Genomic DNA, 19,271 nt, shown 5'->3' with positions numbered 1-19,271 from the left:
TGGTGTACGCCCTGGGGGAGTGGGCGCTGAGGCGGAGGCTTTGGGAGACGGGGTCCAGCCTGCCGGACCAGAAGGGGAGACCCACAGCCAAGCCCACCTTGCGCTGGGTGTTTCAACTGTTCATGTGGGTCCGCCTGGTGGAGCTGGGGGGCAAGTGGCTGGTCCTCAACCTGGCGCCCCATCACGAGACCGCGGTGCGCCTCCTGGGGGCTGGGCGATATTACCTGCTGGAGTGAAGGGGGTGCGGAATGTGGGCATAACCCCCCGGCGGGAGAAAACGTGTTCGTTTGACCCCGCCCCATCCCCGGGGGCAGCCAGACCGGCATCGTGTCCGCCTGGTGGCCCACTGCCACCACCACAGGCCTCTGGTACTGGGCGACAGCCTACCAGATGGGCTCGCTGTCCAGCACCTCCAGGTTAGCGCCGCCGTTGCGAATATCAGGAGGGCTTCTCATGGGGTCCTGGAGAGACTTGATGAACTCCTGCCCGAGCACCCCTTGGAGCTCGGGCCGCCCCTGGGTAGGGTGCTGGCTCCGGTCACGATTGCGCCCTGTGAGCCAGTGCGTTTCTAAGCCTCTCAACACCCTTCTCTAGATCCTCGTAACGCAACACCTCCACCCGGAAGCCCAGCTCCATCAGGGTCCGCCGCTGGCGCTCGTCGATCCTGGCCTGGCGCTCGCTATCGTGGTGGGGCCCGTCCACATAGACCAGGAGGTTCGGTCGATAGAAGAAGTCGGCCACGGTGTGGGCCTCCCCGATCCGGTACTGGGCCTCGTCTGGTAGGGGGAGGCCCTTGGCCTTCAGAAGCCGCAGGAAGTCCCGCTCAAGCTCGGACTGGCACCGGGCGAGGAGGGCTTCCAGACGCTCCTCTCCCCTTCCCCCCTCCACCTCCACCCTCGCCGAGAGGAGCTGGAGGAGGAGGGGAAGGGCCCGATGGCGGTGAAGACGCGGGGCAAGGCGCTGGTTGCTGTAAGAGAGGAGGCACTCGTAGCACGCCCGGGCGCACTCGGGCTTCTCATCCTTGCCCTCGAGGGAGAAGTGGAGGACCTCGAGAGCCCTCCGCACTACCTCGGCGAGAACCCCTTCCTCCTCCACGAGACGCCTGAGGATCCCGAGGCCTCCCTCGGCGTCCTCGAGGTAGAGGAAGCGCCCGGGGGCGACCTCCACCAGGTCGAGCTCGCTCTCTTCCACCCCGAAGTGGGCCTCCATCCCCCGCTTGAGGGCGAAGGCCAGGGAGAGAAAGGCATCGCCCTCTCCTTTTCCTTCCGCTTCCCGTAGGCCCGAGAGATCCAGGAGAAGGGCGTTCTGGGTAGTCTGGACCCTGAGGGCCACCCGCTCCACGGCGCTTCCCGGCTCTCCGGACCGCTTCCTGGCCTCCTCCTCGCTGAGGAGGTCCCCGCCCTCCAGGTCCACGTAAAAGCCCTCGCTTTGCGAGCGCCTATGCCCCCGGTTGATGCGGTGCACCCGCGCCGAGGACGCGTAGACCAGGGGAAGCCTAAGCTCCTCCAAGACCACCGCTCCCCGCCTCCCCTGCCCGGAGAACTCGTAGGCCACCTCGAGGCGGTACCCTCCCCGGAAGCGCTCCTCCTCGTTGGCGGTGATCCGCTCCCGGCGCTTCGTCCTCACCCCCACGAGGTCAAGGACCTGGAGGAGTTCCCCCCTCTCTGCGAGGCTCGCCCCGCACCCCGGGCAGACCTCCTTCTCCCTCTGGGCCAGGTGGCGGCATGCCGCGCAGACCCAGACCTGGGCGAGGCGGCTCCTTAGCCCGCCCGGCGGGGCGTAGAGGGCCACGGGGGTCCACTTCCCCCCCTCGTGGTAGACGACGTTCCCCGGGGCGAACTCGGTGATGGCCACGTCCCTCGGACGGTTGAGGTACTCCCCCTCGCCCCGGGGCACGTAGGCCCGCACCGGGAGGGCCATGAGGTTGTAGCCCGGGAGGAACTCCTCCGAGGCGAGGTAGCGGTAGGGGTAGAAGTCCCCCTCCTCCCGAGCCACGTCCCGCTGGAGGAGGAGGTTGAGCTGGCGCTCGGCTTCCCTGCGCATGGCCTCTCCCCTCTCCCGCTCCTCCCGGACCCTCGAGTCCACGAGCCTGTGGCCCCGTTCCCGCATCTCCCTCGCCGCCCGGAAGAGGAGGCGCCAGGTGTCCAGGACCCGGTCAAAGGCGAGGGGGGCCTCCTCCACCGTTCTCCTGAGCCAGGTTTCCCCGAACCATCCCGTGCCCGAAAGCCGCTCCCAGTCGTAGGCGAAGACCTTCTTCAAGTGGGTAAGGAGGGCCTCCTGCCTCTCTGGGGTGAGGCGGAGGCGCTCCCTCACCTCGGGGTAGAGGGGCAGGTCCTCCTTGTTGATGTCCAGGGTGTACTCGAGGCTCTCCCTCAGGGCCAGGCCCGTGGCGGAGAGCCACTCGGCGTGGACGTGGGCCCCGAGGAGGGACTCGTTGGCGAGTTCCAGGGCGGGGGGGCGCACGCTCCCGCCCACCATCTCCCCTCGCCTCTCAAAGAAGTAGCGGTCGTGGTGGGAGAAGGCCCCGGCGAAGGCCACCACAAGCCCGGGCTGGCCCTGCCTCCCCGCCCGCCCCACCCGCTGGGCGTAGTTGGCCGGGGTCGGGGGAAGGTTCCGCAGGTGGACCATATCCAGGTCGGCGATGTCCACCCCGAGCTCCAGGGTGGGCGAGGCCACGAGGTAGGGAAGCCTGGGCTCCTCCTCGCCCCGGAAGCGCTTCTCCCGCACCTCCCGCTCCTCGGGGCGCACCTGGGCCGTGTGCTCCCGGGCCTCGAGGCGGGCCAGGACCTCGGCGCTCTCCTGGTAGAGGCGGGCGAAGTAGCGGTTCCCTTCCCGCGCCCCACCGCCCCGGAATCGCAAGGGGTCAAAGCGCGGGGTTCCGCCCCCCCGGCGCCACTCCAGGGCCGACTCGGGGATGCGGTAGCGGCCCGGCTCCACCTTACGGAGGAGGTCGTGGGCCATGAGGAGGGCAACGAGGCGTTCCAGGAAGTCTGCGTCCGGGACCACCCCGAAGCGCCGGGCGAACTCCCGCCCCGCCCGCCCCCTCGGGGAGAAGCCCACCTCGCCCTCGCCGGGTTTGGGGGAGAAGGAGGCGGCGAGGACGGGGGTTTCGGTGGTCGGGTCGATGGCCCAGAACTCGTCCAAGTGCTCCCCCGTGCGCCTCACCAGGCTCTCGTACCCCTCCCGCTTGAGGACCGGAGAGTCCACCGCCAGGTGGCGCCTCAGGTGGTCCAGAAAGAAGCGGACGGCCTCCAGAACCCCCTCTTCGGGGAGATGGGGGAAAAGGGGCGCCGCCTCCCGCAGGAAGCCCTCGCCCTCGGCGTAGGGGTAGCCCACCTCCAGGAGGCCCACCTCCTCCAGGTTGGGCTGGGCGAAGCGCCAGCCCCGCCTCAGGTCGGCGTAGAGGCGGTAGCGGAGGAGGTCCTCCAGGACCTGGCGCACCCGCCCCATGGCGGGGCTGTCCTCCTTAAGCTCCTTGTTCTTGACGAACTCCCGCAAGGGGAGGGCCTTCACCACCTCCTGGGCGAGATCCACGTAGTCTAGCCTGCCCCTCCGCTCCAGGGCCCGGACCAGGGCGGCCCGCACCATGACCGTGCGCACGAAGTCGTTGAAGTGCCCCGCCTGCAGGGAGGCGTCCTGGCGGTTGTCGGTGAAGGAGAGGAGCTTGTCTCTCCCCTCCCCCGCCTCCCGGGCCTTCCTCAGGAGGCTCAGGGCGAGGACGGTGGTGGCCGAGGTGCGCCCCTCGCTTCCCAGGTAGGTGAGCTTGGTGAACTCCCGCTCCTGCCCCGTCCAGTCCGCCCCGCACCGGAGGCAGAGGCTGAAGGGAGCGGGCTGGTAGTAGAAGGGGCGGGCCTCCGGCGTGCCCTCCGCCACGATCCGGCCCTCAAGGTCCACGAAAAGGAGGCGGGGGGCCCGCCCCTCCCAGGTTTTTTTCAGCCTCCCCCTCTTGTCGTACCAGGAGTCGGGGAGGTCGTTCTCGGGGTCAAAGTCCTCCACGAAGGCCAGGTAGCCCACCTCCCCTGCCTCGGCCTCGCCCCCCACCAGGTCCTCGTTGGGGAGGAAGCGTCCGTCCACCTTCACCACGGCGTAGTAGTCCTGCCCACACCCCCGGCAGAAGTAGAGGGGGAAGAGGAGCTTCCCGGAAGGCGCGAAGGGCTCCCGACCGAACTCCCGGGTCTCCGCCCCCTCGAGGCTCGCCCGCACCGCCGAGGTCTGGGAAACGAACTGGTGGAGCTTGAAGGCGAAGAGGGGGCGGCCCGCTTCCTCGAGCCCCGCCCCCACCTCCAGAACCTCCTCGAGGCGCCCCCTGGCCTCCTCGAGGGAGAGGCCCGTTCGCTCGGCGAGCTCGGCCGCCACCTCGGAGAGGGGCCTGGGCTTCCTTCTCGCATAGCCCCCTCCCTCCTCCTTCAGGCCCAAGGCGTACTCCACAAAGCGGGCGAGAGGGTGGGCGCAGAAGGCCTCGAGGTGCCGGGGCACCGGGGTCCTCACCCCGGCGCAGAGCTCCTCATCCGAGGGTGGCCCGCCCCGGGTGGCGGGGGTGAGGCACTCCTCCACCACGTCCTCCGGGGGAATGTCCCGTCCGAAGAAGGTGGAGGCGAAGCGGGCCACGGCCTCACGCCGCTCCTCAGGGGTGGCCCCCTCCCGGGCGATGAGGGTGGCGCTGGTGCCCACGTGGACCACGGGCCTTTCCCCTACCCTCGCCCGGAAGCGCCGGGCCAGGAGGGCCACGTCCGCCCCCTGCCTCCCCCGGTAGGTGTGGAGCTCGTCAAAGACCAGGAAGAAGGGAAGGGGGGAAGGAGGCGGGGAGACCAGGGGGTGGTCCTCAGGCCGGGTGAGCAGGTACTCGCCCATGACGTAGTTGGTGAGGAGAAGGTGGGGCGGGTTTTCCCGGATGGCCCGGCGCTCGTCCTCGGTGGTCTGGCCCGTGTAGCGGGCGAAGCGGAGGGGAAAAGGTCCGCCGTACCGGGCCTCGTAGCGCTCCTTGAGTTCCTCGAGGGCGTGGAGCTGGGAGTTCACCAGGGCGTTCATGGGGTAGACCACCAGGGCCACAGGCCCCTTCAAGCCGGGGTTCCGGGCCACCAGGTCCAGGACGGGGATGAAGTAGGCGAAGCTCTTCCCCGAGCCCGTTCCCGAGGTGAGGACGTAGCTCTTCCCTTCCCTCGCCCGGCGCAAGGCCTCCACCTGGTGGCGGTAGAGGCGGAAGGGGCTTCCGTCCGCCCTGCGAAAGACCCTGGCGGTGGTGGGGTGGAGGAGGCCTTCCTCTGCGAGTTCGTCCACCGTGGCTCCCTGCTCGTAGGCGGGGGAGAGCTGGACCAGGGGCTCGGGCCAAAGACCCCCAGCGTCCCCCAGAATGGCCTCCTCCACGAACTGGCGGAGGCGGGGGTCGGCGATCTTGACAAAGGAACGGACGAAGTCCTTGTACGTGGAGAGGGCCCTGGCGTGGAGTGCAAACACGCTCATGCTCGCCTCCAAATTTAACGGATTCATTTTAGCCAAAGCAGGACATACCCACTCATTTTATTTCATCAAAAAGTTCAACAATCTTTAACAAAGCAGAATGGGCTCTTTCCTTTAGCTTGGGAACGCTAAATACTTCGGCCTTAATATGCCCCGACCTTTCGTCATAGTAGTACACTTGCCAAAAAGTAGCTCCTGTTTTGATTAAAGATCCGTGGTTACGCTCGTCATCAACTCCATGGGACCTAGGGCGGAAGTCACGCAACAGCTCCAACGCGATGTTCCCAGTATGCATGTTCCTGTCGCTCTTGACTTCCACCAGCAAAGCTTCACCCTGTGCGCCCTCCTCGTCCGAGCCTATGATAAGAAAATCGTAGGCATTGGCGTGCTTTAAGCACTCTTGCGATTCTTTGAGGCACGTTGTACTGCATGTTCTTATGACACGGAACCCCTTTTCAACCATAAGCTTGTAAGTCTTTTCCTCGAAAGTTTCTTGTAGTCTTCCTTGCGTAAAAATGTGAGGGTCTTTTTCCTCAACTTTAAGACAAGAAACAACACGTTCCCAGAAGGGCGGCAAACTTTCAGGGAAGGGAATTTCTGCTTTGGCCAAGAGCAAGAAAAGCCCCTTGGCCCCATGCGGGGACGTATCCCGATTGCGAAGAACCCTAGGCACGCCACTGCCTGGGAAAGCGAACTTCCCTTTTTCCTCCATTAACTCCCTAATCTTCAGGGTGAGTTCCCAAAGCTCTTTGGACAAGTTACTCCGCATGCCTACTCCCCCTCCAAAGCCACTTTCATCCTGGATTTAAAAAGCTCTAACGCCAAGAAGCTTTCCAATACCAGGCGCCTTGTGCGGTAGAACCCATAGCGCCGAATCTCTTTCTCCTTCATCACCCGGAAGGTTTCCCCGTGAAAGGCGCTACGGGCTTGGCGAGCCCGGTAGCCTTCCTCTTCCAAAGGGTCTTCCACTTCCTCCTCAGGAGAGAGGAGGTCGCCCAACTCGCGCTCCGTCAAGTCCTTCGGGTCCAAGACGTACCGGAGTTGCTTTCGATTCAAACCATAGAGCCTGGCGTAGAACGCATCCAGTTCTGCTCGGATACGCCCCCTCCGCTCCTCGTCCCAGAGGAAGGGCGGGAAGGGGTAAGACTCCTCAAGCCAAGGAGGTGGGTCATCGGGATGGGTTGGAGCATCTTTCCACCAGGCTCGGATGACCTCCCGCAAGAACTCGCTTGCCTCTTCCCAGACTTCTTGAACCAAGGGAGCAAGGTCCCAGGCGGTGTAAAGGAGTTCCAGAACGCGGGGGACGATGAAGGCCATCTCCCTCTCCCTGTAAGCTTCGGGAGGGAAAATGGGGAGTTGCTCCAGGTGCTGGACGGTGATGTCGGTGCCCCCTACCTTTTGACGCGCGGCGTAGTCCAGGACTAGGCTGTTCAGGTTTGCCAGAAGGCACAAGCGCTTAGGGGCAGGGAGGGGGGAAAGAATGACGGGGGCCTTCCCTCCGACGGCGCTGTAGGGAACCGCCGTGGCGATCACAGTACGCTCGTCGGTAGCCCTAGCCACGTTTCGGTAAGCCAGGAACCATCGGGGAACGGCCCCAAGCTTCCCCAGGCGATCGATAAGCCTCTCCTCCGCCACCAGGTACTGGGGTTCAGGAGTATAGAAGGGATTCCTCTTCTCCGACAAGTCCACAGAACGGGTCCGGCCGTTCTCGTAAGTGGCGTAGCGGTGGTCGTACTGGTGGATCATCTTGGCCTCAATAAAGGGAACGGACCTCTTCCCCTCATGAGTCCAAAAGGAGCCCCGTCTAGCACCCTTCTTAGGAAGTAAGTGGCCCGCACTGCTTTCAGAAGAAAACAAGAGGACGGGAGTGGCCATCCAGGGGTTGACTCCCCCCCCCTCTCCGTCTCTCCGTATGAAGACCCCCGCCCGCTCGTAAATCAGGCGGTTCAAGAGGTAATCCTGACGCGTGCGGAAAGAAGAAAGCGTCCGGCTGTTGGGGTTGAAGAGGAAAAGGGCCTCGTCGTCTAGGGGAAAAACCCGGTGGGGGTCATTGGCCTCCTCAGGCTCCTGGAGGAAGAAAGCAACCGTTGCTCTCCTCTCCCGATGAGGGGGCCCCACCACCACCAAGGAGAACCGGAAACGGCGGTCTACATCTGAAAACAATCCCTTTCTGTTTTCAAAGTCTAACAGCCTTTGGAGGAAGCCGCCGTTCCACAAATGTTGGAAGAGGGCTTTTCCGCCAGCATCGGTGCCGATTCCCGTGGGGACCAAGAGGCCTATAAAACCGTCGCCGCGGCGAAGGGCAAGAATCCGCTCCAGGAAAAGGAGATAGGTGTTGAGGCTGGAAACCGAAGAAGCCAATGGGTAGGCTCCAGAGCGCCTGTAAAAGTGGGTTTCACCCTCCAGCCTCTCCCAAGGCGGGTTCCCCAGCACCACGTCAAACCCGCCCTTCTGGAAGACATCGGAGAACTCCAGCCACCAGTGGAAGAAGCGGTGGCGTTCGGCAAAGACATGGGCCAAAGCCTCCACGGCTTCCGGGATCCTTCCCCCTTTCAAGACTTCTCGCACGTGCCGCGAGGTGATAAAAGGCTCTCCTCTCCGGAGGGGTTGAAAGAAGGCGGCGGTCCAGAGGTGGGAAGCAAGGAGGAGCCTGCGCCAGGTTCCCTTCCTCCTTAACTCCTCGTAGAGCCTGGCCTTGGCAGCTACCTGCTCGGCGGTGTCCTCGGGGAGGCAAGCGAAGGCCTCCAGAAGCTTGGCATGGTCCTCCTCTTCTTTAGTGAAGAAGTCCGTGTCAAAGAGCCCCTGCGCCCCAGCCCGCTCCCTGCGATTAGCCTCACGCGCCTCCCTCGCAAACCTCCTGTCGTCCCCCTCCTTGGCCTCGTAAGCCCCGTCCGGGATGCCCTCTACCAGAACCTTGGGGTCCAGTACCCCCACCAGAGAGTCCCCGCACTTCACCCGATGGTCCAGGAAAGAGAGGGGCTTCCCCGGCACGTAGCTTTCCATCCAGAGGGCCATGCGGCAGAGCTCCACCGCCAAAGGGTTTTTGTCCACGGCGTAGAGGCAGTTCTGCACTACGTCACGCACCGCCTCCCGGTAGGCCTCGGGCGAGGGCTCCTCTTCCCCGGTGCGGATTTGGGCGAGCCTTCTCCCCAAGCGCCTCGCCGCTCCAAGGAGGAAGTGCCCGCTCCCCGCGGCCGGGTCCAGCACCTTGAGGGAGAGGAGGGCCGCCTCCTGGGCCTTGGGATCGTCCCCGGCGGCCTTCAGGCGGGCCTCCACCACCGGGTCCAAGGCCTCCTTGAGCACCAGGTCCACGAGTTCGTGGGGGGTGTAGTAGCTCCCGGTGCGCTTCCGCTCGCTTCCCCTCGCGAAGCGGAAGGCCCACCCCCCCTCCTCCCAGACCACCTGGGGGCTGTGGTCCAGGAGGCTCTCGTACACGGAGCCCAGCTCCTCAACGTCCAGGGCGGCGTAGTTCACCCGCTTGAGGGTCCTGGCCTCGGGGTCGTAGAAGAGGGCGAGGCGGCGGAAGGCGGCGAGCAGGTGACGGTTCTCCACGGAGAAAGGGGCCTCCTCCAAGCGGAGCCTCTCCCCGAAGAGACCGCCGTTGAGCACGCCGAGGCCCAGCGCCTCGGCGGCGGGGGCTCCGTTCACCCGAAGCCCGGGGTTCCTCAAGAGCTCGAAGAGGGTCTTGAGCCCGAGCCAGAGGTCGGGGTCCTCGGTGTAGGCCTCCCGCCTCTCGGAGAGGCGGAGGAGGCGGTGAAGGCCGAAGGCCTCCCGGTAGACCTCGTCCCCGCCCAGAACTCCCCTGGCCTCGGCCACCAGGAGGAAGAGGACCCGGTAGGCGAGGCGGAGGAGGTCGTGGTAGAGGGCCTCGGGATCCCGGGCGAGCTCCTCGCCCATGGGTCCCCGAAGGAAGCCCGTGCCGAGTTCCTGGAGGAAGCCCTCCACCGCCTCCCGGAGGCCCTCCCGGACCCGCTCGCCCTGCTCCACGGCCATCAGGTGGTAGCGCTCCACGGGGGCCTCGTGGGCGGTGGCGGCATCCCGCGGCAGGCGAGAGCGGTGCAGGAGGCGGTAGACCAGGGCGAACTCGCCGAAGCGGTCCTCCTCCATGAGGGCCTCGAGGTCCACCTCCAAGTAGGCCTGGCGCCTCACGAAGGGGGTCTTACGCAGGAGGCGGAGGACGCGGCCGTTGGTCACGAGGCCCCAGAGGTGTTCCGAGGCGTTCAGGTAGTCCTGCAGGAGGCCGTGGGGAGAACGGCCCCTCCGGGTGGCCCGGGAGAGGTCCTGACCCCAGGGCACCACGTGGACCGGGGGGGCCTCCTCCATCTCGTCCGCCCGGTAGAGGATCTCGTACTTCCTGTCCCCCGCCTCGGCGTGCCCCCGGTAGCTCAGGCGGTAGCCCAGGAGGGAGAGGAAGGGCTTCACCCAGCGCTCCCGGGTCACCTCCCCCTCGGCCTCGGTGCCCAGGGCCCGCTCCAGCCTCGCCCGGAAGAGGGCGTAGAGGGTCTTGGCCTCCCGGTAGCTCTCGGCGATCTCCTCCTGGAGAGAGCGCCCCCTAGGCAGGCCAAAGTCCCTCGGGGTCTGGAAGGGCACGGTTCCTTTCTCCAGAAGGGCCAGGAACTCGGGGCCGAAGAGGCCGCCCTCGAGGCGGAGGGCGCTCTCCTCCCCCCTCCTCCTGGAAGCCTTCGGTTCGGCGACCAGTCCGATCACGGCCTTCCCTCCTCGATGTACCTGGTGTAATCCCACATCTCTCACCTCGCGGGAACCAGGGCCAAGACCCCAAGCAGGTCGGGGGGCGGGACGGGCTCCACCTCGAGGTCCCCCACCCGCTCCCTCGCCGCCCGCCTCAGGGCCCGGTGGGCCTCCCGAATCTCCCGGGCCCGCTCCCCCAGGTACGCCTCCACCGCTCCCCTGCCCTCCTCGTACCGCTTGAGGGCAAGCGTGAAGAACTCTCGCGCCTCCTCGGAGGAGACGTTCCCCTTGGCCTCGAGGGAGAGAAGCTCCCTCGCCTGCTCTCCCTTAAGGAGCCCCTCAGGACCCAAGGCGAGGAGGAGGACCTCCTCCCCGACCACTTCCCCTTCCCGGCTCCTCAGGAGGAACCGGGGGCGGAGGAGGTAGAGGTAGTGGGCCCGGCCTATCCCTGCCACCCGCCGCACCGCATACCGCCCCCTCTCCCCCCGGAGGGCCCCTTCCAGGAAGTGGCGGGCCAGGGCCACCACCAGGGGATGGGCGCGCCCGGCAAAGCTCGCCCCCTCGGGAGGGGGGTCCTGGAAGGCCAGGAAGAGGGGACGCTCCTTCCCCTTGGCGTCCCGGAAAGGGGCGAGCAGGGGTTCAGGCAGGGTGGGAGAGGGGCGGAACTCGTAGCCCCCGTCCCTCTCCCTGACCTCGAGGCCCACCACCTTGGCCGCAAGGAGGACGAAGTCCCGCACCTCCTCGGGGCTCCCGAGGACGGCGTCGGTGCCCTCGAGGGCCTTCAGGGCCTCCTCAGGGCGGAGGGCCCGCTGGGCGAAGCGGGAACGGTTCTCCCGCTCCCGCTCCACATCCCGGCCCCAGCGCTCCTCCAGGAAGGTGCTCTCGGCGAAGAGGAGGGGCTGCTCCCCCTCGTAGAAGAGGCTCCGCACCATGCGGTCCACCACGTAGCGCTCCTCCTCGGGGACGGGGACGTGGACTCCGAGGGCCTTGCGGATCTCCTCCGCCTTCCTGAGGAGGACTTCCACCACCTTCTCGTCCACGGGGTTGTCCTTCCCCCGGTAGCGCACGGCCACCACCCGCCTGGCCCTCTGGCCGTAGCGGTCCACCCGCCCCTCCCGCTGCTCGAGGCGGTTCGGGTTCCAGGGCAGGTCGTAGTGGACCACAGCGGTGAAGCCCCGTTGCAGGTTAACCCCCTCGGAAACGCAGTCCGTGGCCACCAGAACCCTGGGGGCCTCCTCCATCAGGGCCTCCACCGCCTCCCGGCGGGCCTCCCCGTCCATCCGCCCGGTGACCACGGCCACGTGGGCCTCGGGGAAAGCCTTCCGCACCGCCTCCCCCACGTACTCCGCCGTGTCCACAAAGTGGCACCAGACCACGGGATGGTGCCCCTTGCGGAGGAGGTCCGAGAGGAGCGAGAGGAGGCCCTGGAGCTTGGTGTCCTTCTCCGGGGTCAGGGCCTCCACCAGGCGCTTTAGGCCGGAGAGGCGCTTCCTTCCCGCCCCCTCCACCAGCCCCGAGGCCTCCCGCTCGGCGAGGTCCACCAGGGCCTCGGGCACTTCGTCCGTAGGCGTGGTCTCCGAGCCCTCGTAAACCTGGGGGGCGAGGTCCAGGAGGGCCTCCTCATCTTCCAGAGGGATCCCCCTCCGCTCCAGGGCGGCCCTGGCGCTTTGGGGGCTGGACATGACCGTGCGGAGCAGGGTGAGGGCCGCCCACCACCGCATACGCCTCCGCCCCTCGGCGAGACCCTCGCTTTGGCGCACCACCTCGCGGGCGTAGCGGTAGGTGGCCTCGTAGAGGGCGCGGTATTCAGGGGAGAGGAGGTAGGTTTCGTAGCGCACCTCCCGCTCGGGGAAGAGGGAAGCCCCCTCCCAGGCGGCGGCGATGTCCTTCCGGGTGCGCTGGACAAAGTGCTGGGCTAGGCGGGCCCGCTTCTCCTCGTCCAGGCGGGCGAGGTCCCAGGTGGCGAACTCAGGGGAGAGGAGGCCTAGGAGGCGGCTGAAGGCCTCGGGGAGGCCGCTGTGAGGGGTGGCGGTGAGGAGGAGGAGGTGGCGGTTTGGGTCCTCCGCCAGGGCCCGCACCAACTCGTAGCGCTTCTGCAACGCCTCGCTGGGGCCGCCCACTGCCCCGTGGGCCTCGTCCACGATGACAAGCTCCGGAGCCCCCTCCAGGAAGAGGGCCTTGTGCCGCTCGTGCTTCACGAAGTCGATGCTCGCCACCACCACCGGGAAGTGGCGGTAGAGGTTCTCCCCAGGGGGGAGGCTCCGCTCCAGGCGGGCGAGGCCCCCCGCCGAAACCACCACGGCATCGAGGGCGAACTTGTCCCGTAGCTCTTCGGCCCACTGGTCCAGGAGGTGGGGCGGGGCCAGGACGGCGAGCCTTCGGGCGAGCTTCCGGTCCAGGAGCTCCCGGGCTACGAGGCCCGCCTCCACGGTCTTCCCCACCCCCACGTCGTCGGCGATGAGGAGGCGCACGGGGTGGAGCTTTAGGGCCATAAGGAGGGGGACGAGCTGGTAAGTTCTGGGGCGCACCCCAACCCGGCCTAGGCTTCTCAAGGGAGCGGTGCCATCCCGGAGGAGAAGCCTCGCTCCCTGCAGAAAGAGGCGGAACTCCTGGGGCGAGGCCAGAGGGGTTGCCTTGGGCAGGGGAAAGGAGGCGGGGGAGAGGTCCTCGTGGGGGAGGACCTCGCGGAGGGCCGCCACGAGGTCCAGCCGCACCGGGAGGAGGTCTTCGGCCCCCAGGGGACGGAGATAGAGGAGATCCCCCTCCCGGTCGGCAAGGATCCAGGGGCGCCCGCGGTAGGCGACGAGGGAACCGAGGCGGTGGTCCATCGCTTAACTATCTTAGAAGAGCAGGGAAAGCCTGGGTTCCTTGGCCTGCAGAGCTACTTCCCAGCGCACCTCCGGAGAAACGGAGGTTTGCCTCCCGGGGCGCTCCCACGCTCCCGCCCCTCTCGAGGCCGCACCCCGCGAGGAGGGCCAGGGGGAACATAAGGGCTGGTCCGTGGAACCTCATGCCTCCTCCAGGACCCTCCTGAGCTCGGAGAGGAGACCCTCCACCCGCTCCCGCCGCTCGGGAGGGAGGGCCTCGAGGTCAAGCCGGGCAAGCTTCGCCACCACCTCCCGGTGCCAGGGCTTGGGGGCCTTCTCCTTCCGCAAGACCTCCCGCACCCGGGCCTTCAGCTCCCGCAAGGAGAGGCCCGCCCTCGCTTCCTCTAGGAGGGCCTTCCGCGAGGGCTCGTCCTTCACCTTCTTGAGCTCCAGGGCGGCGGTGTAGGGGATCGCCCCCTCCTCCAGGGCCGCCCTCAGGTCCTCGGGGAGGGAGAGGAGGGGGAGGCGATGCTGCACGAAGGACTCCCAAGACATCCGACCCAGGGCCCTGAAGACCTCCTCCACCCTCTGGGCCTCGGGGCTGCCCACAACGTTGTGGGCAACCACCCCCCGCTTCTCCTTCCGCATCCGCTCGAGGAGCCCCACCACCTCCTCCACGGACCTCCCCAAGTCTTCCGATAGGAGGGCGAGGACCCCTATGGTCTCCTCGTAAGGGTTCAGGTCGTCCCGCTGGAGGTTCTCCACGAGGGCGAGAAGCCTCGCCTCCTTCTCGGAGAGCTCCACCACCCGCACCGGAACCTCGGAAAGCCCCGCCATCCTCGCGGCCCGGTACCGCCTCTCCCCGGCCACGATGGCGTACTTCCCGTCCCCCAAGGGCCGCACCAGGAGGGGCTGGAGGACCCCTTTCTCCCGGATGCTCTCGGCGAGGGCTTCCAGGTTCTCAAAGCGCCTCCGGGGCTGGGCGGAAGGGACGAGAGCCTCGAGGGGAAGCACCCTCCCGCCAGCCTGCACGGGCTTCCCCTCCATCTCCTCCAAGGCAGAAAGCGCCCTGGCCAGGAAGGGGTCCATGGGGCTCGGCTTACGGCTCATCAGGCCACCTCCTTGTGTAGCTCAGCCTTGACCTGCTCCAGGATCCCCTCCAGGAAGTCCCCGAGGGCCCGCATCTCCCGCCGCACCTCCTCCCCGCCCACCGCCTGCACCGGAAGCCGCTGTACTTGAGCCTCCCGGTACACCGCCGGACGGCGCACCAAGGGGGGTGCTAAGGGGATCCGCCCTCCAAGGCCCTCGAGCTGGGCCAAAACCTCCCGGTCCCGGACCGTCCCTTCCAGCCCGTTAGGGATGAGGGCGCGGACGAAGGCGCCCCCGCCCCACATCCCCAGAGAGGCCAACCCCTCGGCGTAGTCCTGGGCCACGGAAAGCACCGTGGGCAGGGCCTGAAGACCCTTGGGTGAGGCCTCCACGGGAACCAGGAGGCCGTCCCCGGCCATGCCCGCAACCCCGGCTAAGGAACCCAGAGAGGGCAAGGAGTCAACGAGGATGAGGTCGTACTCCTGCCGGAAAGCTTCCAGGGCCTTCCTCAGGGCGAACATCTTGTAGGGCTCACGGATGAGGACGAGCTCGGCCCGGGCAAGTTCCACATGCGCGGGGATGAGGCTAACCCCCGGAAGCACCTCCCTCGGCCTGAAGCGTCCCTTACCCTCTAGGAGCCCGAGAAGGGTCTCCTCTACCGGAGCGTCCACGATGCCGAGCCAGGCGGAGAGGTTGGCCTGGGGGTCCACGTCCACGAGAAGAACGCGCTTGCCCCTAGAGGCCATCTCGTACCCCAGGTCCCGGGCCAGGGAGGTCTTCCCCGCCCCCCCGGCGTGGGTGAAGAGGGTGAGCACCACCCCTTCTCCCCCCGGGGCCTCCACCTCCTTGACCACGTACCAGTAGCGGCCAAGGCGCCGCGCGTTGAGCCTCCCCTCCTGGATCTGCTTGAGGGCGCCGGAGTAGGAGAGCCCCTGCTCCATCGCCCAGTCCTTGAGGGGAATAAGGACGGTCTTCTTCATGGTTGGAAGCAATATAACCCGCCTCACGCCGTGAGTCAAATCCCACAGCGGGTGTGTTCTAAATCACCCGGATAAGAGCCTTTCGGCCTCCCTGCCGTGGCCTCGAGGCCGGCGGGGACCACCCCCTCCTTCAGGAAGGATCGTCCCAGAGCCTGGCAGGCTCCACCTTCTTCGCCACGAGCCGCCGGGTCTTCAAGCGGGCCTCCCCCTCCACATAGACCCCGCTTCCCACGGGGGGCAGGGCCTCCAGGAGGCTCAGGGGGGCCCAGAGGACGAGGGTGAAGGGCTCCTTGAGGCGCCCCTTGGGATTGGGCCGCACCTCGAGGCCAAACCTCCCCTCCTCCCGGTCCACGAAGGCCACGCGGCCCTGGGCGGCCATCAAGGGGTGTCCCTTCCCGTCCCCCCTGGGAACCCCGATCCGACCAAGGCGAAGGGACTTCTCCAGAAGGCCCTGGCCGTTCGTGCGGGGCCAAAAGGTGCCCCGGATGCGCGCCCCCACCAGCTCGGCCATGGGCCGGCCCCGGTGGGCCCTAGGCAGGCGGAGGAAGCTCCCGTCCGGGAGGCGGAGGCGGTAGAAGGTGTAGACCTGGCCGTTCGGGGCCTGGCTCTCCTTCACGAAGACCTGCCCTTCCACCATCACCACGGCGGCGTAGTGGGCGCCAAACCTTATGGGAACCCGGCTCAGGGAAGGTGAAGGGGGCGTCGTGACCATTCCCCTCTACCCTAGCACACGCGCCTGGAGGACGCTCTCCCGGTCCACCAGGTAGGCCACCCCGTCCACCTCCACGAAGGCCTTGGCCCCGCCCGAGGTCCACCCGGCGAAGTACCCCCGCCTCCCGTCGGGGAGGAGGAGAAGGGCGTCCTTGGGCACCTCTTCCAACGAGGGCGGGGGAGGGGAGGGGTGCTCGGAGCGCTCGGGCGGGGCGAGGTCTTGGAGAAGGCGGTCCAGGTAGGCCGCCGGGTAGCGGACCGCGCCGAGGCGGGCTCCCTTCAGGGTGCGGTCCAGGGCCTGGACGAAGGCCTCCCCCAGGGGCAGGGCCTCCCGCTCCAGGCGCTCCAGGTAGGCCCGCCAAAGCCCCCCGTGGGCGAAGCCCGGGCGGAAGACCCGGTAGAAGTCCACCCAGAGCCCCGCTTCCTTGAGGCGGGCCTGGAGGCGGTACTTCGTGCCTTCATTCACGAGCGCCGGGGAAGATCCAGAAGGGGAAGGGGAGGCCGGAGACGGCGAAGGAACCGGGAAGGTCGCTTCCCCTCCTCCCTCTGAGGGAGAGGCGGAGACCGCCCTTTCCTCCGGGGCTTTGCGGTCAGCCTCTACCTCTTCAGCCTCCTCCGCCTCCGCCGCTTGGGCGTGAGGATGAGGAGGATTTTTTTCTTCAGTAGTTGTTTCTTTTTCCTTTATTTCCCGCACCGAGAGAAGCCCGTCCTGGAGGGCGTTTTCCTCACCCGTGCCTTGCAAAGCTTGCAAGGGGGTCTGCACGGCGTGCACGGGGGCCTGCAGGTCCTGCCCGGGCGGGGCATCGGAAAGCCACCACCCCGTGGCGTCCCGCTCCACCAGGCCCGCCTCCCAGAGGGCGAGGAGGGCCTTCTCCACGGTGCGGCGGTCCCGCCCGAGGAGGCGGGCCAGGTCCTTCGTGGAGGCCTTGTGGAAGTAGAGGTTGCGGCGAGAGGCGAGGGCGAGGAAGACGGAGTGGGCGGCGTCCGGCAACCTAGCCGAGAGGAGCCTGTTCAAGAGGGGGTTGGGGATGAGGGTGAATCCGTTTGGCGATTCCAGATGGGTCCAGCCGATTCGCGCTCCCACGGTTGCCTTCTGGGCCGCTTACCCCCGGCCCTGGGGCCCGTGGGGCTTCCACCCGGGTTGACATTTTCCCTTCCGCTTGGTACCCTCGGATTAGGGGATCTCGAGAGTACCAAGATGCTTGCGGTGAAGGGATCGGGGGAAACCCCGGTCTTCCTGCTTTTACCTACCGCTACGCGTCCTTAGGCGACCTCTCACCTCCTTAACCCTGGAGTTTAGCACGTCCCCCCAGAGTTGGCTAGCCACAACCGGAGGTTAGCATATATCACCGGTTTTGGCAATACCTGGCCTTTACAGCACCCGCCACCCCCGCACCAGGCCCAAGACCTCGGGGCGCTCCTCCTTGAGCCAGAGGGTGGGGAGGTCCGGGTGGAGGGGGTAGAGGGCCAGAGGATCCCTCTCCAGGGCTTCGTGAGGGAAGAAGGCGGCGTGGCCCTGGGCCTTCCCCAGGTAGACGGCCTGGGGCTGGAGAAGAGGCCTGAGCTCGGTGAGGACCCAGACCCTCCGGGCGGTGGGGAAGGGGAGGTCCAGGGTGGCGAGCCACCTCCCCGGGACTTCCAGGAAGGCGAGGCGCTCCACCACCGCCCCCCGGGGAAGCTCGGCCGGAGCGAGGAAGGCCCGGGAGGCGGGCTTGCCTTCCTCCAGCTCTTTGGGAGAGGTGTAGACGGGAAGGGTGAAGGGGACGAAGCCCAGGTCGTCCCCGGGGACATCCTCCCCCATGACCTGGGAGAGGGTGAGGCCGAGGGCCCTGGCGAGGCCCACCAGGTACTGGGCGGAGAGGGTCTTGGGGTCCACGGCGCCCCGCTCGATCTTGGCCATGAGGCTGGTGGAGAAGCCCGCCATGCGGGCGAGCTCTTCCTGGGTAAGGCCAAGCTCCCGCCGCCTCTCGCCGATGCGGAGGACGTGGCGGGGAAGGGGGCGTTTGCTGGTGCGCGGCATGACCACACGATACGGCCTGTCCTCTTCTGGCGCAACGGCAATTCTGGGAAGCGGTTGGGGCATAGCGCTTCCCGTGCGGGCGCAAGGGGGGTTCGTGCAGATTCTTCCGGGTAAACTGGCCCCGGTGGAACTGGCTTTCGCGATCTACGCGGACGAGTACGGGGAGACAAGGTCGCCTTTTTGCCCGGGACGTGACCTCCGAAGTGTTCGCCCTTTTGAGGGATCCAGCTTCGTGGGAGCAGCTTTGGATCTTTCCCTAACGTACTAAGCCCGGGGAAACCCCGGGCCCAGTCCCTAGTTAACAGGGTGGCCGAGAGGGAAAGCCTTGTCAACGAGGTGCGGGCTTGCCTAGCAAATCGCCTTGTACCCCGGAGGGGGCGGGAGGAGGGAGAGAAGAACCCTAAGGCCGTAAGCGATGAGCTCCAAAAGCGCTCGCGCCCCGAAGCCGGATAACCGGCCGCACCTCCGCTTGAGGAGTGGGGCCAGATAACTCTTTCCCCGTCAGGAGAACACTTTGCGGGCGTGGTCGTAGCGCCAGGAGCGGCCCCGCTTGCCCTTGGGGGTGGGCGGGGCCACCTCCTGGGCCAGGCGCAGGCAGTGCTCCAGGACCTCCTTGGGGCTTGCCTCCCGGCAAACGAAGCCGCGCTTGCCCATCGGGGCGCGAGTATACGCCCGTCATCCCGACCTTTGCAAGGCAAGCCCGGGCAGACTTGACCGTTATGCCGCATAGAGCCCCAGGAACCTGAGGGCGGAGAGGGGATGGAAGGAGAAGGTCTCCAGGGCCGCTTTCAAGGTACGCTGGCGCGTGATCTTCTCCCGCATCCCCCTGCGGTGCAGCAGGGACACCAGAAAGGCCCGGAGGGCGGCCAAGACCTGCGCCCCCACGTTCCGCACCTGGCAGGCGTCCTCATAGAGGAGGACGTCCCGTACCCAAAAGGACCGGTTCTCCATCTTCCACCGGGAAAGGAGAAGCTCCCCAAGCCGCCTCGCGTCTGCTTCCTCGGTCCCCAGGCTGGGGAGGGCGTAGCTCGCCGCGCGCCGTACTTCCCCCGTCCCCTTGTACACCCCACATTCCGCACCCCCTTTACTCCAGCAGGTAATGAGGGTGTCCAGCATGCGGCCCATGCGGTCGTCGTTGAGGAGGCCTGGGGTGACGCCCTTTCCCAGAAGCCACTCCGTGGGCTTACCCTCCCAGTAGTGGCCGAAGAGGTAGAGGGGAGAAGAGACAAAGCCTAGGGCGTTCATAATGGCCGCTTACAAGGTAGCCCCTTCGGGGCTGACCAGGGCCACCCCCGTGCTCACCTTTTCCCCCGGGCGGGGGCCCACCCGTTCGTCCACCAGGGGGACCAGCCCGATACGGTCCACGGTGCTGGCCACCAGGCCCAGGTGGCCGAGGTCGTACACCCGCAGATCGGGTGTGGCTTCCATCCCAAAATCCTAAGGCCAGGGGAGGAGGGATGCGGAATGTGGGTTGAAGGCCGTCGTAAAGGTCCCCCACCGGGAGCCACGCGGCCCTGG

Annotated in this window: 10 protein-coding genes and 3 pseudogenes; 1 reads left to right on the top strand and 12 read right to left on the bottom strand. The window is 67.0% G+C overall.

All coding sequences use genetic code 11. The features are described from left to right. Nucleotides 1-236 (top strand): annotated as a pseudogene (locus BLP62_RS06580) (IS1634 family transposase); the annotation flags it as partial. A gap of 301 nt (nucleotides 237-537) precedes the next feature. Here BLP62_RS06580 and BLP62_RS06575 read toward each other — a convergent pair. The 12 genes and pseudogenes from BLP62_RS06575 to BLP62_RS06525 all read right to left on the bottom strand — a co-directional run. Continuing rightward, on the bottom strand, nucleotides 538-5,460 hold the full coding sequence (locus BLP62_RS06575; protein WP_176758160.1) for a DEAD/DEAH box helicase: 4,923 nt from the start codon (nucleotides 5,458-5,460) through the stop codon (nucleotides 538-540). Between the two features lie 52 nt (nucleotides 5,461-5,512). Continuing rightward, nucleotides 5,513-6,226, bottom strand: a complete 714-nt coding sequence (locus BLP62_RS13545; protein ID WP_143004342.1) for a hypothetical protein — start codon at nucleotides 6,224-6,226, stop codon at nucleotides 5,513-5,515. Nucleotides 6,227-6,228: 2 nt separating this feature from the next. Continuing rightward, on the bottom strand, nucleotides 6,229-10,164 hold the full coding sequence (locus BLP62_RS06565) for an Eco57I restriction-modification methylase domain-containing protein (protein WP_218121479.1): 3,936 nt from the start codon (nucleotides 10,162-10,164) through the stop codon (nucleotides 6,229-6,231). A gap of 41 nt (nucleotides 10,165-10,205) precedes the next feature. After that, nucleotides 10,206-12,974: a helicase-related protein gene (locus tag BLP62_RS06560; protein WP_093007048.1), complete on the bottom strand. Its 2,769-nt coding sequence runs from the start codon at nucleotides 12,972-12,974 to the stop codon at nucleotides 10,206-10,208. 180 nt (nucleotides 12,975-13,154) lie between these two features. Next, a complete protein-coding gene (locus tag BLP62_RS06555) occupies nucleotides 13,155-14,063 on the bottom strand; it encodes a ParB/RepB/Spo0J family partition protein (protein ID WP_176758159.1) in 909 nt (302 codons plus the stop codon). Beyond that, nucleotides 14,063-15,022: a ParA family protein gene (locus tag BLP62_RS06550; RefSeq protein ID WP_093007044.1), complete on the bottom strand. Its 960-nt coding sequence runs from the start codon at nucleotides 15,020-15,022 to the stop codon at nucleotides 14,063-14,065. The genes BLP62_RS06555 and BLP62_RS06550 overlap by 1 nt, the downstream gene beginning before the upstream one ends. Before the next feature lie 130 nt (nucleotides 15,023-15,152). After that, nucleotides 15,153-15,734: a hypothetical protein gene (locus BLP62_RS06545; protein WP_093007042.1), complete on the bottom strand. Its 582-nt coding sequence runs from the start codon at nucleotides 15,732-15,734 to the stop codon at nucleotides 15,153-15,155. A gap of 6 nt (nucleotides 15,735-15,740) precedes the next feature. After that, nucleotides 15,741-16,817 carry a hypothetical protein gene (locus tag BLP62_RS06540; protein ID WP_093007040.1) on the bottom strand — a complete coding sequence of 359 codons (1,077 nt, stop codon included), beginning with the start codon at nucleotides 16,815-16,817 and terminating at the stop codon, nucleotides 15,741-15,743. 288 nt (nucleotides 16,818-17,105) lie between these two features. After that, the gene (locus BLP62_RS06535) at nucleotides 17,106-17,753 is read right to left on the bottom strand and encodes a helix-turn-helix domain-containing protein (RefSeq protein ID WP_093007038.1); all 648 of its coding nucleotides are present in this window, start codon (nucleotides 17,751-17,753) and stop codon (nucleotides 17,106-17,108) included. 348 nt (nucleotides 17,754-18,101) lie between these two features. Continuing rightward, a pseudogene (locus BLP62_RS13540) lies at nucleotides 18,102-18,191 on the bottom strand (IS5/IS1182 family transposase); the annotation flags it as partial. 63 nt (nucleotides 18,192-18,254) lie between these two features. Beyond that, the gene (locus BLP62_RS13730; protein ID WP_014632315.1) at nucleotides 18,255-18,407 is read right to left on the bottom strand and encodes a hypothetical protein; all 153 of its coding nucleotides are present in this window, start codon (nucleotides 18,405-18,407) and stop codon (nucleotides 18,255-18,257) included. A 360-nt stretch (nucleotides 18,408-18,767) separates the two neighbouring features. Next, nucleotides 18,768-19,181: pseudogene (locus BLP62_RS06525) on the bottom strand (DUF4277 domain-containing protein); the annotation flags it as partial. Nucleotides 19,182-19,271: the final 90 nt, after the last annotated feature.

It is taken from the genome of Thermus arciformis (assembly GCF_900102145.1).
GTDB classification, from domain to species: Bacteria; Deinococcota; Deinococci; order Deinococcales; family Thermaceae; genus Thermus; species Thermus arciformis.
The sequence above is the reverse complement of the archived record's forward strand: the minus strand, read 5'-3'. Positions and strand labels throughout refer to the sequence as shown.